The following is a 16,520-nucleotide window of genomic DNA, read 5'->3' as shown; positions in this document are numbered from 1 at the left end:
GCCACCTTCATGCGCCCAGAGTACGGGTCAGCAAGCGCCGACCCACTCGCTCGCACCGTCGCTGAAGTGCTGGTGTTTCCAAATCGGAACCTCCGCCTTGAGGTCGTCGATCAGCTGACGGCTGGCGGCGAAGGCGAGATCGCGGTGCGCGGCGGCCACCGCGACGATCACGGCGGCGTCGCCGATCGCCAGCGGGCCGGTGCGGTGGACGGCCGCCAGAGCGGTCACGGCCGGGTGTTGCGCGCAGATCCGCTCGGCCACGACCCGGAGGTGCTTGAGCGCCTCGGGGTGCGCCTCGTAGCGCAGCTCGTCGACCGGGCGGTCGTGATCGTGGTTGCGGACGGTGCCGACGAACAGCGTCGTCCCGCCGGCGCCGGGGTCGGCGACCGCGGCCAGCACCTCGTCGCTGGACAGCGCCGTGTCGCGGATGTCGAGCAGCCTGATCGCCTCGGTCATGATGGTCCCTTACTCTCTGCGTGCACATACTGTGTACACGACCGCACCAGCGCGTGCCGCCGTGTGACCACGGTAATGCGTTCGCCTGTGGAGGAACGGAGCCGGGGAACCAGTACGTTGGAGTAGTACGCCCCCCAGTAATGGCCACAGCACAGGAAGGCCCACTCCGATGAGCGACGAACCGGACAACCCGTTCAAGGGAACTCCGTTCGAGGCCATGTTCCAGCAGTTCTCCGGTGCGGCCGGCCCTGGTGGCGCTGACGGCGTAGACCTGAACGCGATCTTCGCGCAGGTCCAGCAGCTGCTCAGCGGTTCGGGCGACGGCAAGCCGGTCAACTGGGACCTGGCCAAGGACATCGCCCGCAAGACCGTCTCCGCGGCCGGCGACCGCTCGGTCACGCCGACCGACAACGAGCGGATCGCGGACGCCGTCCGGCTGGCCGAGCACTGGCTCGACCCGGCGACGACCCTGCCCGAGGCATCGGCCACCTCGGCGGCCTGGAGCCGGGCGGAGTGGGTGGAGAACACCCTGCCGGTCTGGCAGACGGTGGTCGACCCGGTCGCCGAGCACGTCGCCGGAGCGATGGGCGGCGCGCTGCCCGCCGAGGCCGCGCAGCTGGCCGGACCGATGGGCGGCATGCTCCGTCAGCTCGGCGGCTCGATCTTCGGCGCGCAGGTCGGGCAGGCGCTGGGCGAGCTCGCGGGCGAGGTGGTCAGCTCCTCCGACATCGGCCTTCCGCTCGGCCCGGCCGGGCAGGCGGTGCTGATCCCGGACAACGTGGCGAAGTTCGCCGAGGGCCTGGGACTCACCGACGAGGACGTCCGGCTCTACCTCGCGCTGCGCGAGTGCGCGCACCAGCGGTTGTTCGCCGGGGTGCCGTGGCTGCGGCAGCACCTGTTCGCCGCCGTGGGTGACTACGCGGCCGGGATCGAGGTCGACAGCGGCAAGATCGAGCGGGCGATGTCCGAGATCGATCCGCAGAACCCCGAGGCGATGCAGGAGGCTCTCGCGGGCGGACTGTTCGAGCCCGAGGACTCCGAGGCGCAGAAGGCGGCACTGGTCCGGCTGGAGACGGCGCTCGCGCTGGTCGAGGGCTGGGTCGACGACGTCGTCCGCGAGGCGACCAAGGACCGGATGCCCTCCGCGGTCCAGCTGGCCGAGACCGTACGCCGTCGTCGCGCGGCCGGCGGTCCGGCGGAGCAGACGTTCGCGACCCTGGTCGGCCTGACGCTGCGGCCCCGGCGGCTGCGGGACGCGGCGAACCTGTGGGCCGCAGTACGGGACGCTCGGGGGATCGAGGGTCGCGACGAGCTGTGGTCGCACCCGGATCTGCTGCCGAGCGCGACCGACCTGGACGACCCGATCGGCTTTGCTCAGCACGCCGGGGAGCTGGCCGACATCGACATCAGCGACTTCCTGGACGAACAGGACGGCGGCGACAAGCCGGCGGACGGCCCGTCGGACAAGTGACGCTGCACGACGACGCGACCGCCGTACTGACTCGCTGGACTCCGCCTGACAACGAGCAGGCGGAGCTGCGGGAGCACTATCTGAAGTACCTCGCGTCGCACGAGGACGGGATGTGGCGCAGTTCGCGGCCGGAGCATCTGACCGCGAGCGCGCTGGTTGTCGATGCATCCTCGCCGAGGGTGCTGCTGACTCTGCATGGCGTGGTCAATCGGTGGCTGCAGCTCGGCGGGCACTGCGAGCCGGGGGACACGACGCTCGCCGGCGCTGCGCTGCGGGAAGCTGCCGAGGAGTCCGGCTTGGCTGGGCTGGTGATCGATCCGGTGCCACTGCAGTTGTCGCGGCACGAGTTGACCGCGGGTGGGTGCCTAGGGACGTTTCACCTCGATGTGCAGTTTCGGGTGAGCGCTGCCGCGGGGACGGAGTACGTGGTGAGCGAAGAGTCCCACGATCTGGCGTGGTTCGAGGTCGATGCGTTGCCGGACGGTGTCGATCGGACTGTGGTCGAACTGGTCGACAGGGCTTTCGTACACAAGGACAGGCAGTAGTCACGTGCCGGCCCGCGCACGGGTCTGCGGCCGTCGTCGCTCCCCCCTTCCCCGCGCTGCCGGTAGCACCGCCCCTGAACGGCACCGGCAGATCGGTTGCGACGACGGCCACTGAGGTCCCCGTGATCTCCCCCGTATCCCCGCTGCATGGTGAAACGAGCCAATAGCGAGAAGGTGACGGCTCAAGAACCTCGAAGTACGGATCTGGTGGCATCCCAGCCTTCGAGGCCGGGGTCTAGTCGCGCAATGTCAGCGTTCGACCGCAGACGGTGCCAGCCAGGGCCCAGGGCGATGGCGTGGCGGCGGGGCTTGAGGTGCTCCAGATCCGCCAGTGGGGTGTCGAATGCTGGAGCGGCGGCCGCTACCCACGCAGCGGTGGGGAGCTTGATGCCGATGGCTGCCAGCGAGCCGTCCTCGGCGGGCGTGACAGCCAAGTCTGCTGAGCCCAGGGCGCGGAACAGCTTGCCGATCAGCAGGCCGGGCAGGTCCGGTACGTCATGGCTGACGGCGACGACGGCCGCAGCAGGGCCGGCCTGATCAACTGCATCGAGCACAGGACGGTCCGCACCAACGGAGTACACCGGAGTGTCAGGCCAAGTCAGCGCCGCCACTTCGGCGAGAGCAGCTTCGTCTCCACCAACGACGGCTACCGCGACATCCACTCGGTCAAGAGACGCCAGTACTTCGTACGTGTCCTCGGCAAGCGCCAGCCGCCAGGCGTCGGCGGCGCGCCCGGGCGGGGCCCAAGTGCCCACAGCAGGAACGACCAGAACCACTACACGGCGATCGATCACTGCGCCGGTTCCAGCGATCGCAGGGTCAGCATCTTCAGGCCCTCCACAGCTGGTAGCTCTTCCCGGGAGAGCCTAGCCCGCCCGCCGTTACGAGGACTCGAGCAGGCCCAGCCTGAGCGCGGTCATGATCGCCTGGGCCCGATTGGAGGCGCCGAGCTTCTCGTACAGACGGGCCACATACGTCTTCGCTGTCGAGAGGCTGACGCAGAGCGAGGTCGCGATGGCACGGACGGACAGCCCCTGGCCGAGCAGCGAGAGCACCTCTGCCTCGCGCGGGCTCAGCAACGGCTGGGCAGCCGGCTGGTCCCGTCTCGCCATCGCGGAGGCCAGACCGGTCGCCGTGAAGCTGGTAGCGGCGACCGCCGCGTGGCGGATGGCGGCGAGGATCTCCTCGGTCGGCGCTGTGTTCGTGACGAAGGCCGACACTCCTGACGCCAGCGCCTTGAACAGGACGTCGTCCCGGCCGTCCGAGGCGAGCAGGACGATACCGAGCTCGGCGTACTGGTCGCGGAGTTCGCGGGCCAGCTGCAGGCCGTCCAGATCCGGCAGGAACGCGTCCAGTACGACGACGTCGGGCTCCGTCTCGGCCACCATCGCCGCCGCCTCGGCGCCGAGACCTGTGTCGCCGACGATCTCCAGGTCCGGTTCCCGCCCGACGAGCCCGGTCAGGCCGAACCTGACCAGCGTGTGGCCGTCCACCACCACGACCTTGACCTGCTCACTCATTGTCTCGTCTCCCCCGGCCACCGAATGCACCCACGATCGCGCCAGAACCCCCATCAGCCGGGCCGCCACCAGCCGAGGACCGTGACTTTGCGCCGGCCCGGGTCGGGGTCTGCCGGATCGGCGTCGACCAGGCCGATCTTGGCCTGCAGGGCCGGCTTCCCGCTCGGCGCGCAGAGCAGCGCCCCAGGACACAGGTAGACGGACAGGTGCAGCCCGAAGGTGAACCCCGGGGAAACATCCGGCAGATCGATCGCCACACCAGTGAGACTGCCCGTTATCGAAACCCGCAAAGCACGAATCACCAGACCAGCTTCGACAATCGGCCGATTTCCGCCGGTGACGGTGAGATCCAGCGCTGCTTCCGGCGCGTACACGGTGCCGTCGACGACCACGTTCCCGGAGATCAGCGCGCAGCCGGCAGCCGGGTAAGGGCCTTCCACGACACAGCCACTTCCCTTGCGCAGCGAGGGTTCGCGGTAGCTGAGCTCGAGCCGGATGGCATCGATGTCTTCGGTGTCGTCCTTGGCAGTGAGGCCCGCCGTGAGCGAGATCGTCGCTCCGGTGAACGTTCCACCGTAGACAGCACGCGCCAGCGACCCGGTCCGTGAGGCATCGAGTGGAATCGTTGTCACCCCGTACGCCGGTCCGCCTGGCCGCCCGGTCACCGAAGCGGTGAGCGGCGCCCCCGGCCCGACATCGACGGACAAATCGAATCTGTCGGAGGTCAACGGGTCGCTGTGCCGGTGGGTGATCTTCAACTCGGCCGATTCGAGCACCGAGCCCACCGGGAGCGCGCCGGCCTGGTTGTAGCCGCTCAGAGTGAGTCCGGCGCTGTCGTTTGCAGCCGTGCTCTTCCAACTGGCGGCTTGATCGTCTACCGCCCCCAGCCGCCCAGGTGTCGCCGACAGGCCAAACTTGCTGAGCAGCGAGACCGCAGTGGGCCGCAGTACGTCGCTGCTGATTGTCTCGGAGCCACTGGTGAGCCCATAGATGGCTACAGGCGGTTTGCTGGCCGAGTAGCTCCCGCAGACCTCCGCCTTGCCCGCCTCGATCGCCAGGCGACTGGAGCCTCCGAAGATGAACTGCACGCCTGCGGTGGAACCGCTGAGCGGGCTGGCGCACGCGCCGGGGATGATCGCCGGTACGGCCGGTGCAGCGACGACAGTGCCTGCGGGGCTTACTGGGGTGCCCGCTACCAGCGTGCCGTCCTTCATCGTCCAGATGTTGCTACCGCTGAGCAGAGGGTTGGTGGTGTTGTGGAAGTCGAAGTAGTAGGTCCCGGGCTTGAACCACCACGTGCTGTTCCGGCAAGGGCTACTGCCGCTCATCATCGCCGAAAGCGCCGCCGCGTCGTCGTAGTAGCCGGGGATGAAGGTGACTACCGAGTTGGGGGTTGTGCAGGCAGGCACTGAACGGTGGACGGGCACAGTGGTCACCGTCGGCGCATAGCCGGGGTCCAGTTGCGGAGTACCGCCTAGGCCGCACAGGGGCGCCAGTACTTCGCCTGAGCACAGGCCTCGCGCGGAGAGAGCGCCGGTAGCCGACAAAGTCCCGCCGCTGACGTCGATGGACGAGTTGGAGAAGACCTTGCCGCGCACGCGGAACGTCGAGTCGGCCGGCTGGGAGACGGAGATCGCCGCCTCACCGGGGTCGGTGCTGAGGGCGAGGATCGCGTGCTCCGGCCGGTTGCAGTCCGCGCTGCTCGTGCACTGCACGATGACCTGCTTCGGCTCCGGCTGGCACTTCACCGCCACCGGACTCAGCCCGTCGAAGGCGAGTAGCGAGAGCGTGTCCGACAGACCGAAGCAGCGCTGGCCCGGCTCACCGTTGTAGGAACTGTTGCGCAGGTTGTTGATCGCCGCCTGCATGGCTCCGTCCGCCGTGTACGACGCGGCTGCCTCGTCCCGCAGAGCCTTGGTCACCTGCTGTGCCGAGTCCGCCCTCGTCAGCAGCGCGGCCAGCGCCAGCGCGACCACGGTGATCACCACGAGCACCATGAGCAGTGACGACCCGTCCTCGCCACGCCTCCTCATGATTGCCTCCGCAGTCCACTCAGCACGATCTCCTGGTCGCCACTGGACGGCTTGGTCGCGACATATCGCAGCGTCACCGACAGCGGCGCGGCGACCGCAGTACACGGTGTTGAGCAACTGACGGCCACACTGCCCGGTTTCACGTTCTCCGACAGCCGGACATCCGACGACGGGGTGCTCGAGCCGACACATCTCGCTCGGTGCAGCTCGAGTCCCCCGTCGCCGGGCTTGAGGTAGTACGCGACCACGGCGGTACGGCGTACTGGCGGGGCAACAGAGAGATCCCAGTCGTCCGACAGCAGGCGCAGCGCGGAGACCGGTACCGGTCCGCAGGGCGTGCCGCCTACGTCGTCGGCCGCGTCGAGCTGGAGCGACGACTTGAACGGCAGGGATCCTCCACTGATCGCCGCGCTGTAGTCGCGCAGGCCGAAGGAGGCGACGTCGCGGGCGAAGTAGACCGCGCCGAGTTGCTCGTCCTGGGACAGGTCCAGCCGGTCCGAGGTCGCGCTCATCTGTTTGAGGGCGCTGATGACCAGGTCGGACAGTGCCAGCGACACCACTCCCATCAAGGTCATCGTGATCAGTACCTCGAGCAGCGTGAAGCCACGTTCGTCACGCTTCACGAGCACGGCGGGTCCTCTGTCCCACAGGGCTTCCGGAGTACGACGTCCAGGGACTCCGACGCCCGCCCGTCGGCGCTCTCGACCGAGATCCGCAGCTTCTGCAGGCCCCGATCCGGGAGGCACAACGGCAACCACAGCGCGCCGGTCCAGTACTTCACCGAACCCGCGACCACCCGGGCGGTGAACCCGGCAGGCGGCGTGAACCCCGGTACGACGTACGAGCCCGCGGTGGCGCAGGCGACATAGTGGCCGTTGGCAACATATTGCTGCAGCGCCGAAGCGTAGTTGCGGACGGTCGTGCCCGCCGTGGCCTCCTTGCGCTGGACGTCGGACAGCAGCACCGTCGTGGTCAGCCCCGACATCACCGCCACGATCGCCACCCCCATCAGCGAGATCGAGACCACCAGCTCCAGCAGACTCTCACCCCGATCACCCCGATCACCCCGACTCCCGGGCCCTTCCCCGTGGACGCGCATCAGCCCTGCACCTGCCGGAACACGCCGTACATCGCCGACACCAGCGCGATCGCGACGAACCCGACCACCGCGCCCATCACGACGATCACCGCCGGCTCGAACAACCCGATCAGCTTCTTCAGCTTGTAGTCCAGCTCGCCCTCGTAGTACTGCGCCGTCACCTCCAGCTGACGATCCAGCGTCCCCGTCTCCTCCCCCACTCGCAGCATCTGCGCGGCGGTCCCGGGGAACAGCCCGGTCGCGGCAAGTGGCCGGGCGAGCCCTTCCCCGGCGAGCATCGCGGTCATCACGCCGGCCAGCGCCCGCCGGAACACCCGATTGGGCAGCGCCCCGGTGGCGATGCGCAAAGCCTGTGGCAGTTGGACTCCGGCGGCGAGCATCGACGCGAGGATGCGGCAGAAGCGCTCCACCAACGCGTACCGGACCGTCCCGCCGATCACCGGCAGCGCGAGGAACAGCCGGTCGCGCAGATAGCGACCAGGAGTCGTACTGAGCAGGTACCCGAGCGCCAGGACGACCAGTCCGGCAACGATCATCAGCGCCCACCACCACTGGGTGAGGAAGTCCGTGACGCCGAGCAGGATCTTGGTCGGCAGCGGCAGTTCGGCGCCCAGGCTGTCGAAGAACTCCTTGAACCGCGGCAGCACGAAACCGGCCAGCACCACCATCGTCACCAGTGACATCACCGCGACGACGCCGGGATAGATCAAGGCTTGTTTTATCCTCCGATGCGCCTCCAGATCGCGTTCGAGGTACCGCGCGAGCTGGGCCAGCACCGTGTCGAGCCGGCCGCTCAGCTCGGCCGACCGCAGGATGCCGCGGTAGTACTCCGGGAAGATCCGTGGATGCCGGTCGAAGCAGTCCGACAGCTTCTCCCCGTCGCGCAGGCCGTCCTCGACCTCGTACATCATCCGCCGCACCGTCATGTTGTCCGACTCACGGCCGAGGCTGTGGACCGACTCCGTCAGCGGCATCCCGGCCTGAACGAATGCGCCGAGCTGGCGAGTCAGGTGCATGACCTCCTCGCGCTTGACCCGTTGGGCCGTGAGCTCCATCTTGAGCAGCCCGGGCTTCTCAGTCAGCCGGATGTTGCGCAGCTCGCGCTCGTACAGCGCCAGCTCGGCATCCTCCCGGGTGTCCGCGCGAGTGGTACCGCGCTTGGTCCTGCCGCCGGGTTCCACCGCGACGTACCCGTACCGCGTCATCGCAGCCCCACCGTGTAGATCGAGCGGACGACTTCGGCGACCGTGGTGACGCCACCCTGGACCAGTCGCGCGCCTTCTTCCTGCAGGGTCCGCATCCCTTCGTAGCAGGCGGTCTTGCGGATCTCGGCGAGCGGCGCGTGGTCGACCACCAGCTCGCGGATCGCGTCGGTGACCGGCATCAGTTCGTACACCCCGGTCCGTTCCAGGTAGCCGGTGCCGGCGCACTGCTCACATCCGGCGCCACGCACCAGGCCGCCCAGTGGCACCGCGACGCCGGTACTGCGGAGAAACGCGACCTCGGGCGCGGGTGGTTCGTAGTACTCACGGCAGTTGACGCAGATCCGCCGGATCAGCCGTTGCGAGACCACAGCGCTCACCGACGACGCCACCAGGAAGGGCTCGATCCCCATGTCCAGCAGGCGGTGCAGCGCGGTCGCGGTGTCGGTCGCGTGCACCGACGACAGCACCAGGTGCCCGGTCAGCGCGGACTGGACCGCGATCCGGGCGGTCTCGGCGTCCCGCATCTCACCGACCAGGATGACATCAGGATCCTGCCGCAGGATCGCCTTCAGCCCGCTGGCGAAGGTGATCCCGGCGGCCTCGTTGATCTGGATCTGGTTGATCGAGGCGTAGGAGTACTCGACCGGGTCCTCGATCGTCATGATGTTGCGCTCGGGACTGTCGATCTCGCTCAGCGAGCCGTAGAGCGTGGTCGTCTTGCCGCTGCCCGTCGGTCCGGCGCAGATGACCATCCCGTACGGCGTCCGCAGCAGCGTCGCGTAGCGCTCGGCCAGCTCGGGCGCCATGCCGAGCTGCTCCAGCCCCAGTTGCTCCAGCCGGAACAGCATCCGGCTCTTGTCGAGCAACCGCAGGACCGCCTTCTCGCCGCCGACGACCGCCGTGGTGGAGACCCGGATGTCGACGTCGCGGCCCTCGATCCGCATCCGGATCTGGCCGTCCTGGGAGCGGCGGCGCTCGATGATGTTCAGGTCGGCGAGCACCTTGATCCGACTGAGCACGGCCGGTCCCATCGTGCCCGGCAGCTCGACCTGGTCCCGCAGCGCGCCGTCGACGCGGAACCGGACCCGGACCCGGTCGTCGTGCGGCTCGATGTGGATGTCGGAGGCGCGGTCGCGCAGCCCCTGGGTGATGATCAGCAGGACGACCTGGACCACCGGCGCGTCCTGGTTGTCGACAGCGACCTCGGTGGGCGTGACATGGCTGTCCTGGAAGGCACGCACCCGGTCGTCGATGCCGGCCAGGGCACTGTGCGGCAGATGCTGGGTGGTTGCGGCCTGCTGCGCCTGAGGCGCGGTTCCCCGTCCGCGATGTTTCATGGTCTGGTTCCTGCTCCTGTCCTCGGCCGGACCTCGAGTTCCTTGGGATGCGCGCAGCGCGAGACGGCATCGGCGTACGAGATCTCGCCGGCCTGGAGCAGCGCGGACAGGGACTGTTCGAGGGTGATCATTCCTTCGCGCCGCCCGGTGACGAGCGCGTTGCGGAGCTGGTGCGTCTTGCCTTCCTTGATCAGGTTGCGGATGCCCGCGTTGGCGACCATCACCTCGAAGGCCGCGACCAGGCCGCCGCTGGTACGCGGTACCAGCCGCTGGTAGACGACCCCGCTCAGCGCTGCGCTGAGCTGCACCCGGACCTGGCACTGCTGCTCGGCCGGGAAGACGTCGATGATCCGGGCCAGCGACTGCGCGGTGTCGTTGGTGTGCAGGGTGGCGAAGACCAGGTGGCCGGTCTCGGCGATGGTCAGCGCGAAGCGGATCGACTCCAGGTCGCGCATCTCGCCGACCAGCAGCACGTCGGGGTCCTCCCGCAGCGCGGCGCGCAGGGCGTCGGGGAACGAGGCGGTGTCGCTGCCCACCTCGCGCTGGTTGACCGCCGAGCGGCGGTGCTCGTGTACGTACTCGATCGGGTCCTCGATGGTGATGATGTGACAGGCCCGGTCGGTGTTGATCTGGTGGATCACCGAGGCGAGCGTGGTCGACTTGCCCGAACCGGTCGGGCCGGTGACCAGGACGAGCCCCTGGTGCAGCTGGGCGAACTTGCCGACGATCTCCGGCAGGCCCAGCTCGGACACCGTCGGGATGCTGCGCGGAATGATCCGCAACGCGATCGCGGTGTCGCCGCGCTGGGTGAACGCGTTCGCCCGGATGCGTGCGTTCTGCCGCCAGGAGAAGGAGAAGTCCTGCTCGTAGGTGGTCTGGTGGACGTTCGCCCGATGCGGGTTGAGCATCTCGGCGAGCAGGGTGTCGGTGTCGGTCCTGGTCAGCACGGTCCGGTCGGCGACCGGTCGCAGCACACCGTGGACGCGCAGCTGCGGCGCCATCCCCACTGTCAGCAGCAGGTCGGTGCCGCCGGCGTTCCAGAGTTCTTCGAGCAGCAGGTCGACCCTGCCGCCGGGCGCGGGAACTTTCATCGAATCCCTTCCGGATCGATCGGAGCCGCCCGCCGAGGTGGCATACCGGCTGCGAGGACAGCCGGTATGCCGATGGCGACACGGAACGACGGGCCGGTCGCCAGCTGGTGGGTCACTCGGACGGCACTGCTTGCAAGGCAGCGCTCGGGCGGTACTGCGGGCTCCCCTCAGCGGATGGACCGGCCCTCCTCCGAGCCGGTCCACCCGCCGCCGCGCCGAGAGGAGCGCGGGAGGGGCGGGAATCGATCAGGTACAGGCGCCGGTCGCCGTCACCAGCCCACCGACGCCGAGGGTGATGGCGTAGCCGCTGCCGGCCGGGCGTTCACGGAGCAGCTGGTTGACACCGACGGTGAGCTCCAGCCAGCCGGCCTCCCCCGCCGGCGGGTAGGCGCCGTTCTTGGCGTAGTACGCCTCCACGGCGACCAGTACGGTCTTCTTGTCGGTCTTGCAGGCGGCAGCGTTGCCACGGTCCTGGATGCCGCTGACGGCGAAGACGACGATCCCGGACAGCACGCCGAGGATGACGACGACGATCAGCAGTTCGATCAGGGTGAAGCCGGATTCGTTCCGGCGGCCGGATCGGTCCCGGCCGGAGTGGGCTCGGTGGACGCGGCGGGTCGATGGCTGGTTCGAGGCACGGTGGACGGTTCGGGCGGCCAGAACGGCGGCCCGAAGGCGGTCTTTCATGGTGCTTCCTTTGCAGATGCTCCGGCAGGCGACGGAGACAGGGTCTTCCAGGCGCGGCAACGCACGACGGAACGGCCGGCGTACCTGGGTCCGACCCCTGGACCCGGTGCGCGGAGCCGACGCTCATCCCCCCAGATGCCGCTTTGCTGCCGCGTCAAACACTCGTCTCTGCAAGGCCCGCGTCACAGCGGGTGAACGGCCGGACGTTCCGAGCCGAACGGCCGGAGCTTCGGGCTGACCAGCTGACACCTGTCGGCTGATCGCCCGACGCCGGTGTCACCTCGGCAGCGGCACCTTCGACCAGTCGAGGTCCGAGGCGAGATAGAACCCGGGGTACGACGGCTGGTTGTACGCCGTGTTCTGCCGCGCGACCTCCACGCGGTACTGCGGATCGTGCATCAACGTGTAGAGCTTGCGGTCGGTCACCTCGGTGCTCAGGTAGATCCGGATCGCGCTGCTGCCGGCCGTGCGAACCAGTAGCTCTTCGCGCCAGTCACCGAGGATGTCGGCCACCAGTGACGGGTTTCCCTTGGTGCCGTTGTTGGTCAGGGTTCCGGTCGCGGTGAGCAGCGTGCCGCGGTGCCAGTCCTTGATGGTCGGCGTCACCGTGCCGGCGCCGTCGACGATCTGGGTGGTCATGTCGGCGGCCCAGCGGATGCTCTGGTTGGTCCCGGGATACGCGGTGCCGAGCGCATCGCCGTCCGCACTCCGCAACCGCATGGCCCAGGTCTCGAGACCCGGCTCGGTGGAGTCGATGTCGCCGACCATGCCGCGGCCGGTGTCGCGTCCGGAGTACTCGCCGTAGATCACCTGGCCGGTGGCGGCATCCCGCAAGGCGTACCCGTACGGCGCTGAGGTGGCGCCTTCGTGCACGGTGAAGATCTCCTTGCCCGGCCGCTGCGGGTCGATGTCGGTCACGTGCATCGCGTCGCCGTGTCCGAGCCTCGCGACCGCGCCGGGGTCGGCACTGGACGGCGGCAGTACGTCCTTGGAGCTGTAGAGCACCTCCCCGTCGTCGTCGATCGTGGCGGACCCGTAGACGATCTCCTGCTTCCCGTCGCCGTCCACGTCGGCCGCACTCAGCGAGTGGAACCCCTGCGTCGTGATCGAGCCGTACTGCGGATCCGTGCCGTCCCGGCCGTGCGGACTGTCGTTGAAGGGGTTGGTCATCGGGGTCCAGCCACTGTCGACCGCCCAGCCTCGGGTGATCTTCCTGCCGTTCCAGCCGTAGGTGGCGATCGTCGTACGGGTGTAGTAGCCGCGGGCGAAGACCGCTGACGGGCGGGAGCCGTCCAGGTAGGCGACGCCGGCCAGGAAGCGGTCGACGCGGTTGCCGGGCTCGATCCTCGACATGGCGTAGTCCCCCCAGCGCAGGCCGTCGTCTGCTCTGCCGGGCTGGTAGCGGGTCGTCTCGAGTTCCCGCCCGGTCCGGCCGTCGAAAACCGTCAGGTACTCAGGACCGCTGAGGATGAAGCCCTCGAAGTCGCGAAGCTTGTTGCGCTCGCTACGGCTCGGCGCGTAGACGTCCATGAAGTAGTCGACGAGTGCAGCGGCATCCGTACGGACCAGTGGGTACTGGTAGCGCTGTTCGATGCCGAAAGCGGCTTCCAGCGTGGCTGGCCACTTGCCGCTCTTGACCTCGGGCTGGTCCTGCCACTGCTGGAACATAGCGACCAGGTGCTCGTAGTAGCCGGCCTTGCTGACCCGGTAGTCGTCACGGTGGCTGTAGCCCGCACGGCGGTCCGCTGCAGGCATGGTGATGTAGCGATCCGACCTGACCCGCCCTGAGCGGTCATAGCTGGTCGTCTTGGTACCAGGCGCCGTCTTCAGCATCAGCTCGGAGCGGCCGTCACCATCGAAGTCGTAGACGAGGAACTGCGTGTAGTGGGCTCCGGCCCGGATGTTGACCCCAAGGTCGAGTCGGTGCAGCAACGTCCCATTGGCCTTGTAGGTGTCAAGGTAGACGTTGCCGGTGTATCCGATCTGGGACACGTCCTTGGCGTTCGACGGGGTCCAGCTGACGACGTACTCGTACTGGCCGTCGCCGTCCGCGTCGCCGACACTCAGGTCATTGGCCGAGTAGGTGTACGGCTCACCGGCGGGTGTGACTCCGTCGGCGGGCTTACGCAGTGGAAGGTCGGTGTAGCCGTTGGACCACGGTGTGACGCTGGCGCTGCGGTCCTGCTCCCGGCCCTTGACGACGGAGACGACCCGATAGTGGGAGCCCTGGCCGCCGGTCCGGTCCAGGTAGTTGGTGCTGTCCGTGACGGTGGCGATCCGCTTGCCGTCGCGGTAGACGTTGAAGTCGGCTCCGGTGAGTCCGTGCTCGGTGCTGCCCGTCGCCTCCTTGGCCAGTAGGCGCCAGCTGAGGAAGACGCCTTCGCTGGTGCTGGTGGCGACCAGACCGCGGTCGAGCTTCTCGAGCTGGGGTCGGGCCTGCGGCGGGTGCGCCGCGTACGCCGTACTGGCTGTGGCAGCGGCAGCGGCAGCGGCAGTGGCGGGGGCGCCTGCGGTGGCGAGCAGAGCGGCGAGGACGAGGGCTGCGACTCGGCGGAAGGTCATGGCGGATCCTTCGGGGCGAGAGGTGCGGTAACCGCTTTCCATTCGCACGCTAACGCGACTTGCCCGGTCCGTCGACGGTTCTGTCCGCAACCGGTCGGGACCGATCCGTCGCGATCGCGCGGCGGTGGCCGGCATCGGCGACGGCTATCAACCCTGCCTGTGCCGATAGGACGATTTACAGTTGAACCATGGTCGACATCGAACAGCCGAAGAAGAAGGCCGCCGGCGTGCCTGCCGTGCTCTCGTCGTTCAAGTTCGGTTTGCGCGAGATGGGCCCGGTCCGGACCGGCAAGGTGTTCCTCAAGATGAACCAGGACCGCGGCTTCGACTGCCCGTCCTGTGCCTGGCCGGATCCGGACAGCAAGCGCAAACACTCGGCGGAGTTCTGCGAGAACGGGGCCAAGGCGGTCGCCTGGGAGGCGACCCGCAAGCGGGTGCCGCGGGCGTTCTTCGCCGAGCACTCGATCGAGGACCTGCAGCAGATCTCCGAGTTCGAGCTCGGCAAGCTCGGCCGGATCACCGAGCCGATGCTGCTGCGGGCGGGCGCGACGCACTACGAACCGGTCGGCTGGGAGGAGGCGTTCCAGGTCGTCGCCCGGCACCTGAAGGCGCTCGACGATCCCGACGACGCGGTGTTCTACACCTCCGGGCGGACCAGCAACGAGGCTGCGTTCCTCTACCAGACCTTCGTCCGCGCCTACGGCACGAACAACCTGCCCGACTGCTCGAACATGTGCCACGAGTCCTCCGGTACGGCGCTGACGCGGGTGATCGGCAGCGGCAAGGGCGCGGTCACGCTGGAGATGCTCGAGGAGTCCGAGTTGATCGTCGTGGTCGGGCAGAACCCGGGCACCAACGCGCCGCGGATGCTCAGCCACCTGGAGATCGCGAAGAGGAACGGCGCGGACATCGTCTCGGTGAACCCGCTGCCCGAGCCGGGGCTGATGAACTTCAAGAACCCGCAACGGCCGTCGGGCTGGGTCGGCAAGGGCACCGAGCTGGCCGACCAGCACCTGCAGATCCGGATCGGTGGTGACCAGGCGCTGTTCCTTGCCGTCGGCCACTTGTTGCTGCAGGCCGAGGCAGACGCGCCGGGAACCGTGCTGGACAAGGCGTTCATCGAGGACCACACGAGTGGGTACGAGGTGTACGCCAAGCACAACGCCGAGCTGGACTGGGCGGCGGTGGAGCTGGCGACGGGGCTGACGCGGGCGGAGATCGAGGAGTTCACCGCTCGCTTCCTCAAGTCGAAGGCGACGGTGATCTGCTGGGCGATGGGGCTGACGCAGCATCGCGAAGCGGTTGCCACCATCACCGAGATCGTCAACGTGCTGCTGCTGCAGGGCAACATCGGCAAGCCGGGCGCGGGGCCGTGCCCGGTGCGCGGTCACTCGAACGTGCAGGGCGACCGGAGCATGGGCATCTGGGAGCGGATGCCGGACGCGTTCCTGGACCGGCTGGACCGTGAGTTCGCCTTCACTTCGCCGCGCGACCACGGGATCGACGCGGCCGAGACGGTGCACCGGTTGCGGGAGGGCGCCGTCCGGGTGTTCTTCGCGATGGGCGGCAACTTCGCGATGGCGACGCCGGACACCGACGTCGTCCACGAAGGCCTCCGGCGGTGTGATCTGACCGTGCATGTGTCGACGAAGCTGAACAAGTCGCACGTGGTGACCGGGCGCGAGGCGCTGATCCTGCCGACGCTCGGACGGACCGATCACGACCACACGCCGAACGGGCCACAGTCGGTGACGGTCGAGGACTCGCAGGGCGCAGTACATCTGTCGACGGGGAACCTGGTGCCGCCGGCCCCGGAGCTGAAGTCGGAGATCGCAATCGTCTGCGGGATCGCCGCGCTGGTCGTCCCCGAGGTCGGGCAGATCCCCTGGGCGGACTTCGCCGACGACTACAGCCTGATCCGGCAGCGGATCGGACGGGTCTGCGACGGGTACGAGGACTTCGAGCAGCGGTTGCAGGCGACAGGCGGGTTCCTGCTGGCGCATGCCGCCCGGGACAAGCGTGAGTTCAAGACGTCGGACGCGAAGGCGCAGTTCAGCGCGAACGACCTGTCCTGGCTGCCGACCGAGCCCGGCCGCCTGCTGTTGCAGACGATGCGCAGCCACGACCAGTTCAACACCACGATCTACGGCCTGGAGGACCGCTACCGCGGCATCCACGGCACCCGCGAGGTCGTCTTCGTCAACCCCGACGACCTGAAGGCGCTGGGTCTGGAGGACGGCCAGCTCGTCGACATCATCAGCGAGTTCGCCGGCGTGGAACGCCGGGCCAACGGCTACCGCCTGGTCTCCTACCCCACCGCCCGCGGCTGCGTCGCGGCGTACTACCCGGAAACCAACGTCCTGATGTCGGCCGACGACCTGGCCAAAGGCAGCAACACCCCCGTAGCCAAAGGCCTAACCGTCCGCCTGCAACCCTCGCCCTAACCCCCGCTCAAGCAAGAGTTACCTTGCCGGCCGGATGGTTACCCCCGGTCAGAACCTGGGGTAACCATCC

General features: G+C 68.5%; 14 protein-coding genes. 3 read left to right on the top strand and 11 right to left on the bottom strand.

Annotation, left to right across the window (positions count from 1 at the left end):
• Nucleotides 1–27: 27 nt before the first annotated feature.
• The gene (locus OX958_RS09905) at nt 28–456 is read right to left on the bottom strand and encodes a molybdenum cofactor biosynthesis protein MoaE (protein ID WP_270136958.1); all 429 of its coding nucleotides are present in this window, start codon (nt 454–456) and stop codon (nt 28–30) included.
• A 169-nt stretch (nt 457–625) separates the two neighbouring features.
• Here OX958_RS09905 and OX958_RS09900 point away from each other — a divergent pair, with 169 nt between their 5' ends.
• Together OX958_RS09900 and OX958_RS09895 are read left to right on the top strand one after the other, a co-directional pair.
• Nucleotides 626–1,927: a zinc-dependent metalloprotease gene (locus OX958_RS09900; RefSeq protein ID WP_270136957.1), complete on the top strand. Its 1,302-nt coding sequence runs from the start codon at nt 626–628 to the stop codon at nt 1,925–1,927.
• The gene (locus OX958_RS09895; protein WP_270136956.1) at nt 1,924–2,472 is read left to right on the top strand and encodes an NUDIX hydrolase; all 549 of its coding nucleotides are present in this window, start codon (nt 1,924–1,926) and stop codon (nt 2,470–2,472) included. Before OX958_RS09900 ends, OX958_RS09895 begins: the two co-directional genes overlap by 4 nt.
• Before the next feature lie 182 nt (nt 2,473–2,654).
• Here OX958_RS09895 and OX958_RS09890 read toward each other — a convergent pair whose 3' ends face one another.
• From OX958_RS09890 to OX958_RS09845, 10 genes are all read right to left on the bottom strand, one after another.
• Nucleotides 2,655–3,134 carry a DUF2064 domain-containing protein gene (locus OX958_RS09890; protein ID WP_270139024.1) on the bottom strand — a complete coding sequence of 160 codons (480 nt, stop codon included), beginning with the start codon at nt 3,132–3,134 and terminating at the stop codon, nt 2,655–2,657.
• Between the two features lie 219 nt (nt 3,135–3,353).
• Nucleotides 3,354–3,992, bottom strand: a complete 639-nt coding sequence (locus tag OX958_RS09885; protein ID WP_270136955.1) for a response regulator transcription factor — start codon at nt 3,990–3,992, stop codon at nt 3,354–3,356.
• A gap of 53 nt (nt 3,993–4,045) precedes the next feature.
• Nucleotides 4,046–6,025, bottom strand: a complete 1,980-nt coding sequence (locus tag OX958_RS09880; RefSeq protein ID WP_270136954.1) for a hypothetical protein — start codon at nt 6,023–6,025, stop codon at nt 4,046–4,048.
• On the bottom strand, nt 6,022–6,654 hold the full coding sequence (locus tag OX958_RS09875; protein ID WP_270136953.1) for a PulJ/GspJ family protein: 633 nt from the start codon (nt 6,652–6,654) through the stop codon (nt 6,022–6,024). The genes OX958_RS09880 and OX958_RS09875 overlap by 4 nt, the downstream gene beginning before the upstream one ends.
• Nucleotides 6,645–7,124 (bottom strand): type II secretion system protein, encoded by a 480-nt coding sequence (locus OX958_RS09870; protein WP_270136952.1) that lies wholly within the window; start codon nt 7,122–7,124, stop codon nt 6,645–6,647. Before OX958_RS09870 ends, OX958_RS09875 begins: the two co-directional genes overlap by 10 nt.
• The gene (locus tag OX958_RS09865) at nt 7,124–8,329 is read right to left on the bottom strand and encodes a type II secretion system F family protein (protein WP_270136951.1); all 1,206 of its coding nucleotides are present in this window, start codon (nt 8,327–8,329) and stop codon (nt 7,124–7,126) included. The genes OX958_RS09870 and OX958_RS09865 overlap by 1 nt, the downstream gene beginning before the upstream one ends.
• Entirely contained in the window at nt 8,326–9,666 is a 1,341-nt protein-coding gene (locus OX958_RS09860) for a GspE/PulE family protein (RefSeq protein WP_270136950.1), read from the bottom strand. The genes OX958_RS09865 and OX958_RS09860 overlap by 4 nt, the downstream gene beginning before the upstream one ends.
• Complete coding sequence (locus OX958_RS09855) at nt 9,663–10,757, bottom strand: type IV pilus twitching motility protein PilT (protein ID WP_270136949.1); 1,095 nt, start codon at nt 10,755–10,757, stop codon at nt 9,663–9,665. The genes OX958_RS09860 and OX958_RS09855 overlap by 4 nt, the downstream gene beginning before the upstream one ends.
• Nucleotides 10,758–11,003: 246 nt before the next feature.
• Nucleotides 11,004–11,444 carry a type II secretion system protein gene (locus tag OX958_RS09850; RefSeq protein ID WP_270136948.1) on the bottom strand — a complete coding sequence of 147 codons (441 nt, stop codon included), beginning with the start codon at nt 11,442–11,444 and terminating at the stop codon, nt 11,004–11,006.
• 276 nt (nt 11,445–11,720) lie between these two features.
• Entirely contained in the window at nt 11,721–14,006 is a 2,286-nt protein-coding gene (locus OX958_RS09845) for a rhamnogalacturonan lyase (protein WP_270136947.1), read from the bottom strand.
• Between the two features lie 188 nt (nt 14,007–14,194).
• Between OX958_RS09845 and OX958_RS09840 the strand changes: the two genes are divergently transcribed.
• Nucleotides 14,195–16,450: an FdhF/YdeP family oxidoreductase gene (locus tag OX958_RS09840; RefSeq protein WP_270136946.1), complete on the top strand. Its 2,256-nt coding sequence runs from the start codon at nt 14,195–14,197 to the stop codon at nt 16,448–16,450.
• The last annotated feature ends 70 nt before the right edge of the window (nt 16,451–16,520 follow it).

The sequence above is a fragment of the Kribbella sp. CA-293567 genome (assembly GCF_027627575.1).
Classification (GTDB): Bacteria; Actinomycetota; Actinomycetes; order Propionibacteriales; family Kribbellaceae; genus Kribbella.
The sequence above is the reverse complement of the archived record's forward strand: the minus strand, read 5'-3'. Positions and strand labels throughout refer to the sequence as shown.

Bases quoted from the DNA above. Each gene is read 5' to 3' on its own strand.
- OX958_RS09905 (WP_270136958.1), bottom strand. From the start codon at position 456: ATGACCGAGGCGATCAGGCTGCTCGACATCCGCGACACGGCGCTGTCC.
- OX958_RS09900 (WP_270136957.1), top strand. From the start codon at position 626: ATGAGCGACGAACCGGACAACCCGTTCAAGGGAACTCCGTTCGAGGCC.
- OX958_RS09885 (WP_270136955.1), bottom strand. From the start codon at position 3,992: ATGAGTGAGCAGGTCAAGGTCGTGGTGGTGGACGGCCACACGCTGGTC.
- OX958_RS09880 (WP_270136954.1), bottom strand. From the start codon at position 6,025: ATGAGGAGGCGTGGCGAGGACGGGTCGTCACTGCTCATGGTGCTCGTG.
- OX958_RS09870 (WP_270136952.1), bottom strand. From the start codon at position 7,124: ATGCGCGTCCACGGGGAAGGGCCCGGGAGTCGGGGTGATCGGGGTGAT.
- OX958_RS09865 (WP_270136951.1), bottom strand. From the start codon at position 8,329: ATGACGCGGTACGGGTACGTCGCGGTGGAACCCGGCGGCAGGACCAAG.
- OX958_RS09860 (WP_270136950.1), bottom strand. From the start codon at position 9,666: ATGAAACATCGCGGACGGGGAACCGCGCCTCAGGCGCAGCAGGCCGCA.
- OX958_RS09855 (WP_270136949.1), bottom strand. From the start codon at position 10,757: ATGAAAGTTCCCGCGCCCGGCGGCAGGGTCGACCTGCTGCTCGAAGAA.
- OX958_RS09850 (WP_270136948.1), bottom strand. From the start codon at position 11,444: ATGAAAGACCGCCTTCGGGCCGCCGTTCTGGCCGCCCGAACCGTCCAC.
- OX958_RS09845 (WP_270136947.1), bottom strand. From the start codon at position 14,006: ATGACCTTCCGCCGAGTCGCAGCCCTCGTCCTCGCCGCTCTGCTCGCC.
- OX958_RS09840 (WP_270136946.1), top strand. From the start codon at position 14,195: ATGGTCGACATCGAACAGCCGAAGAAGAAGGCCGCCGGCGTGCCTGCC.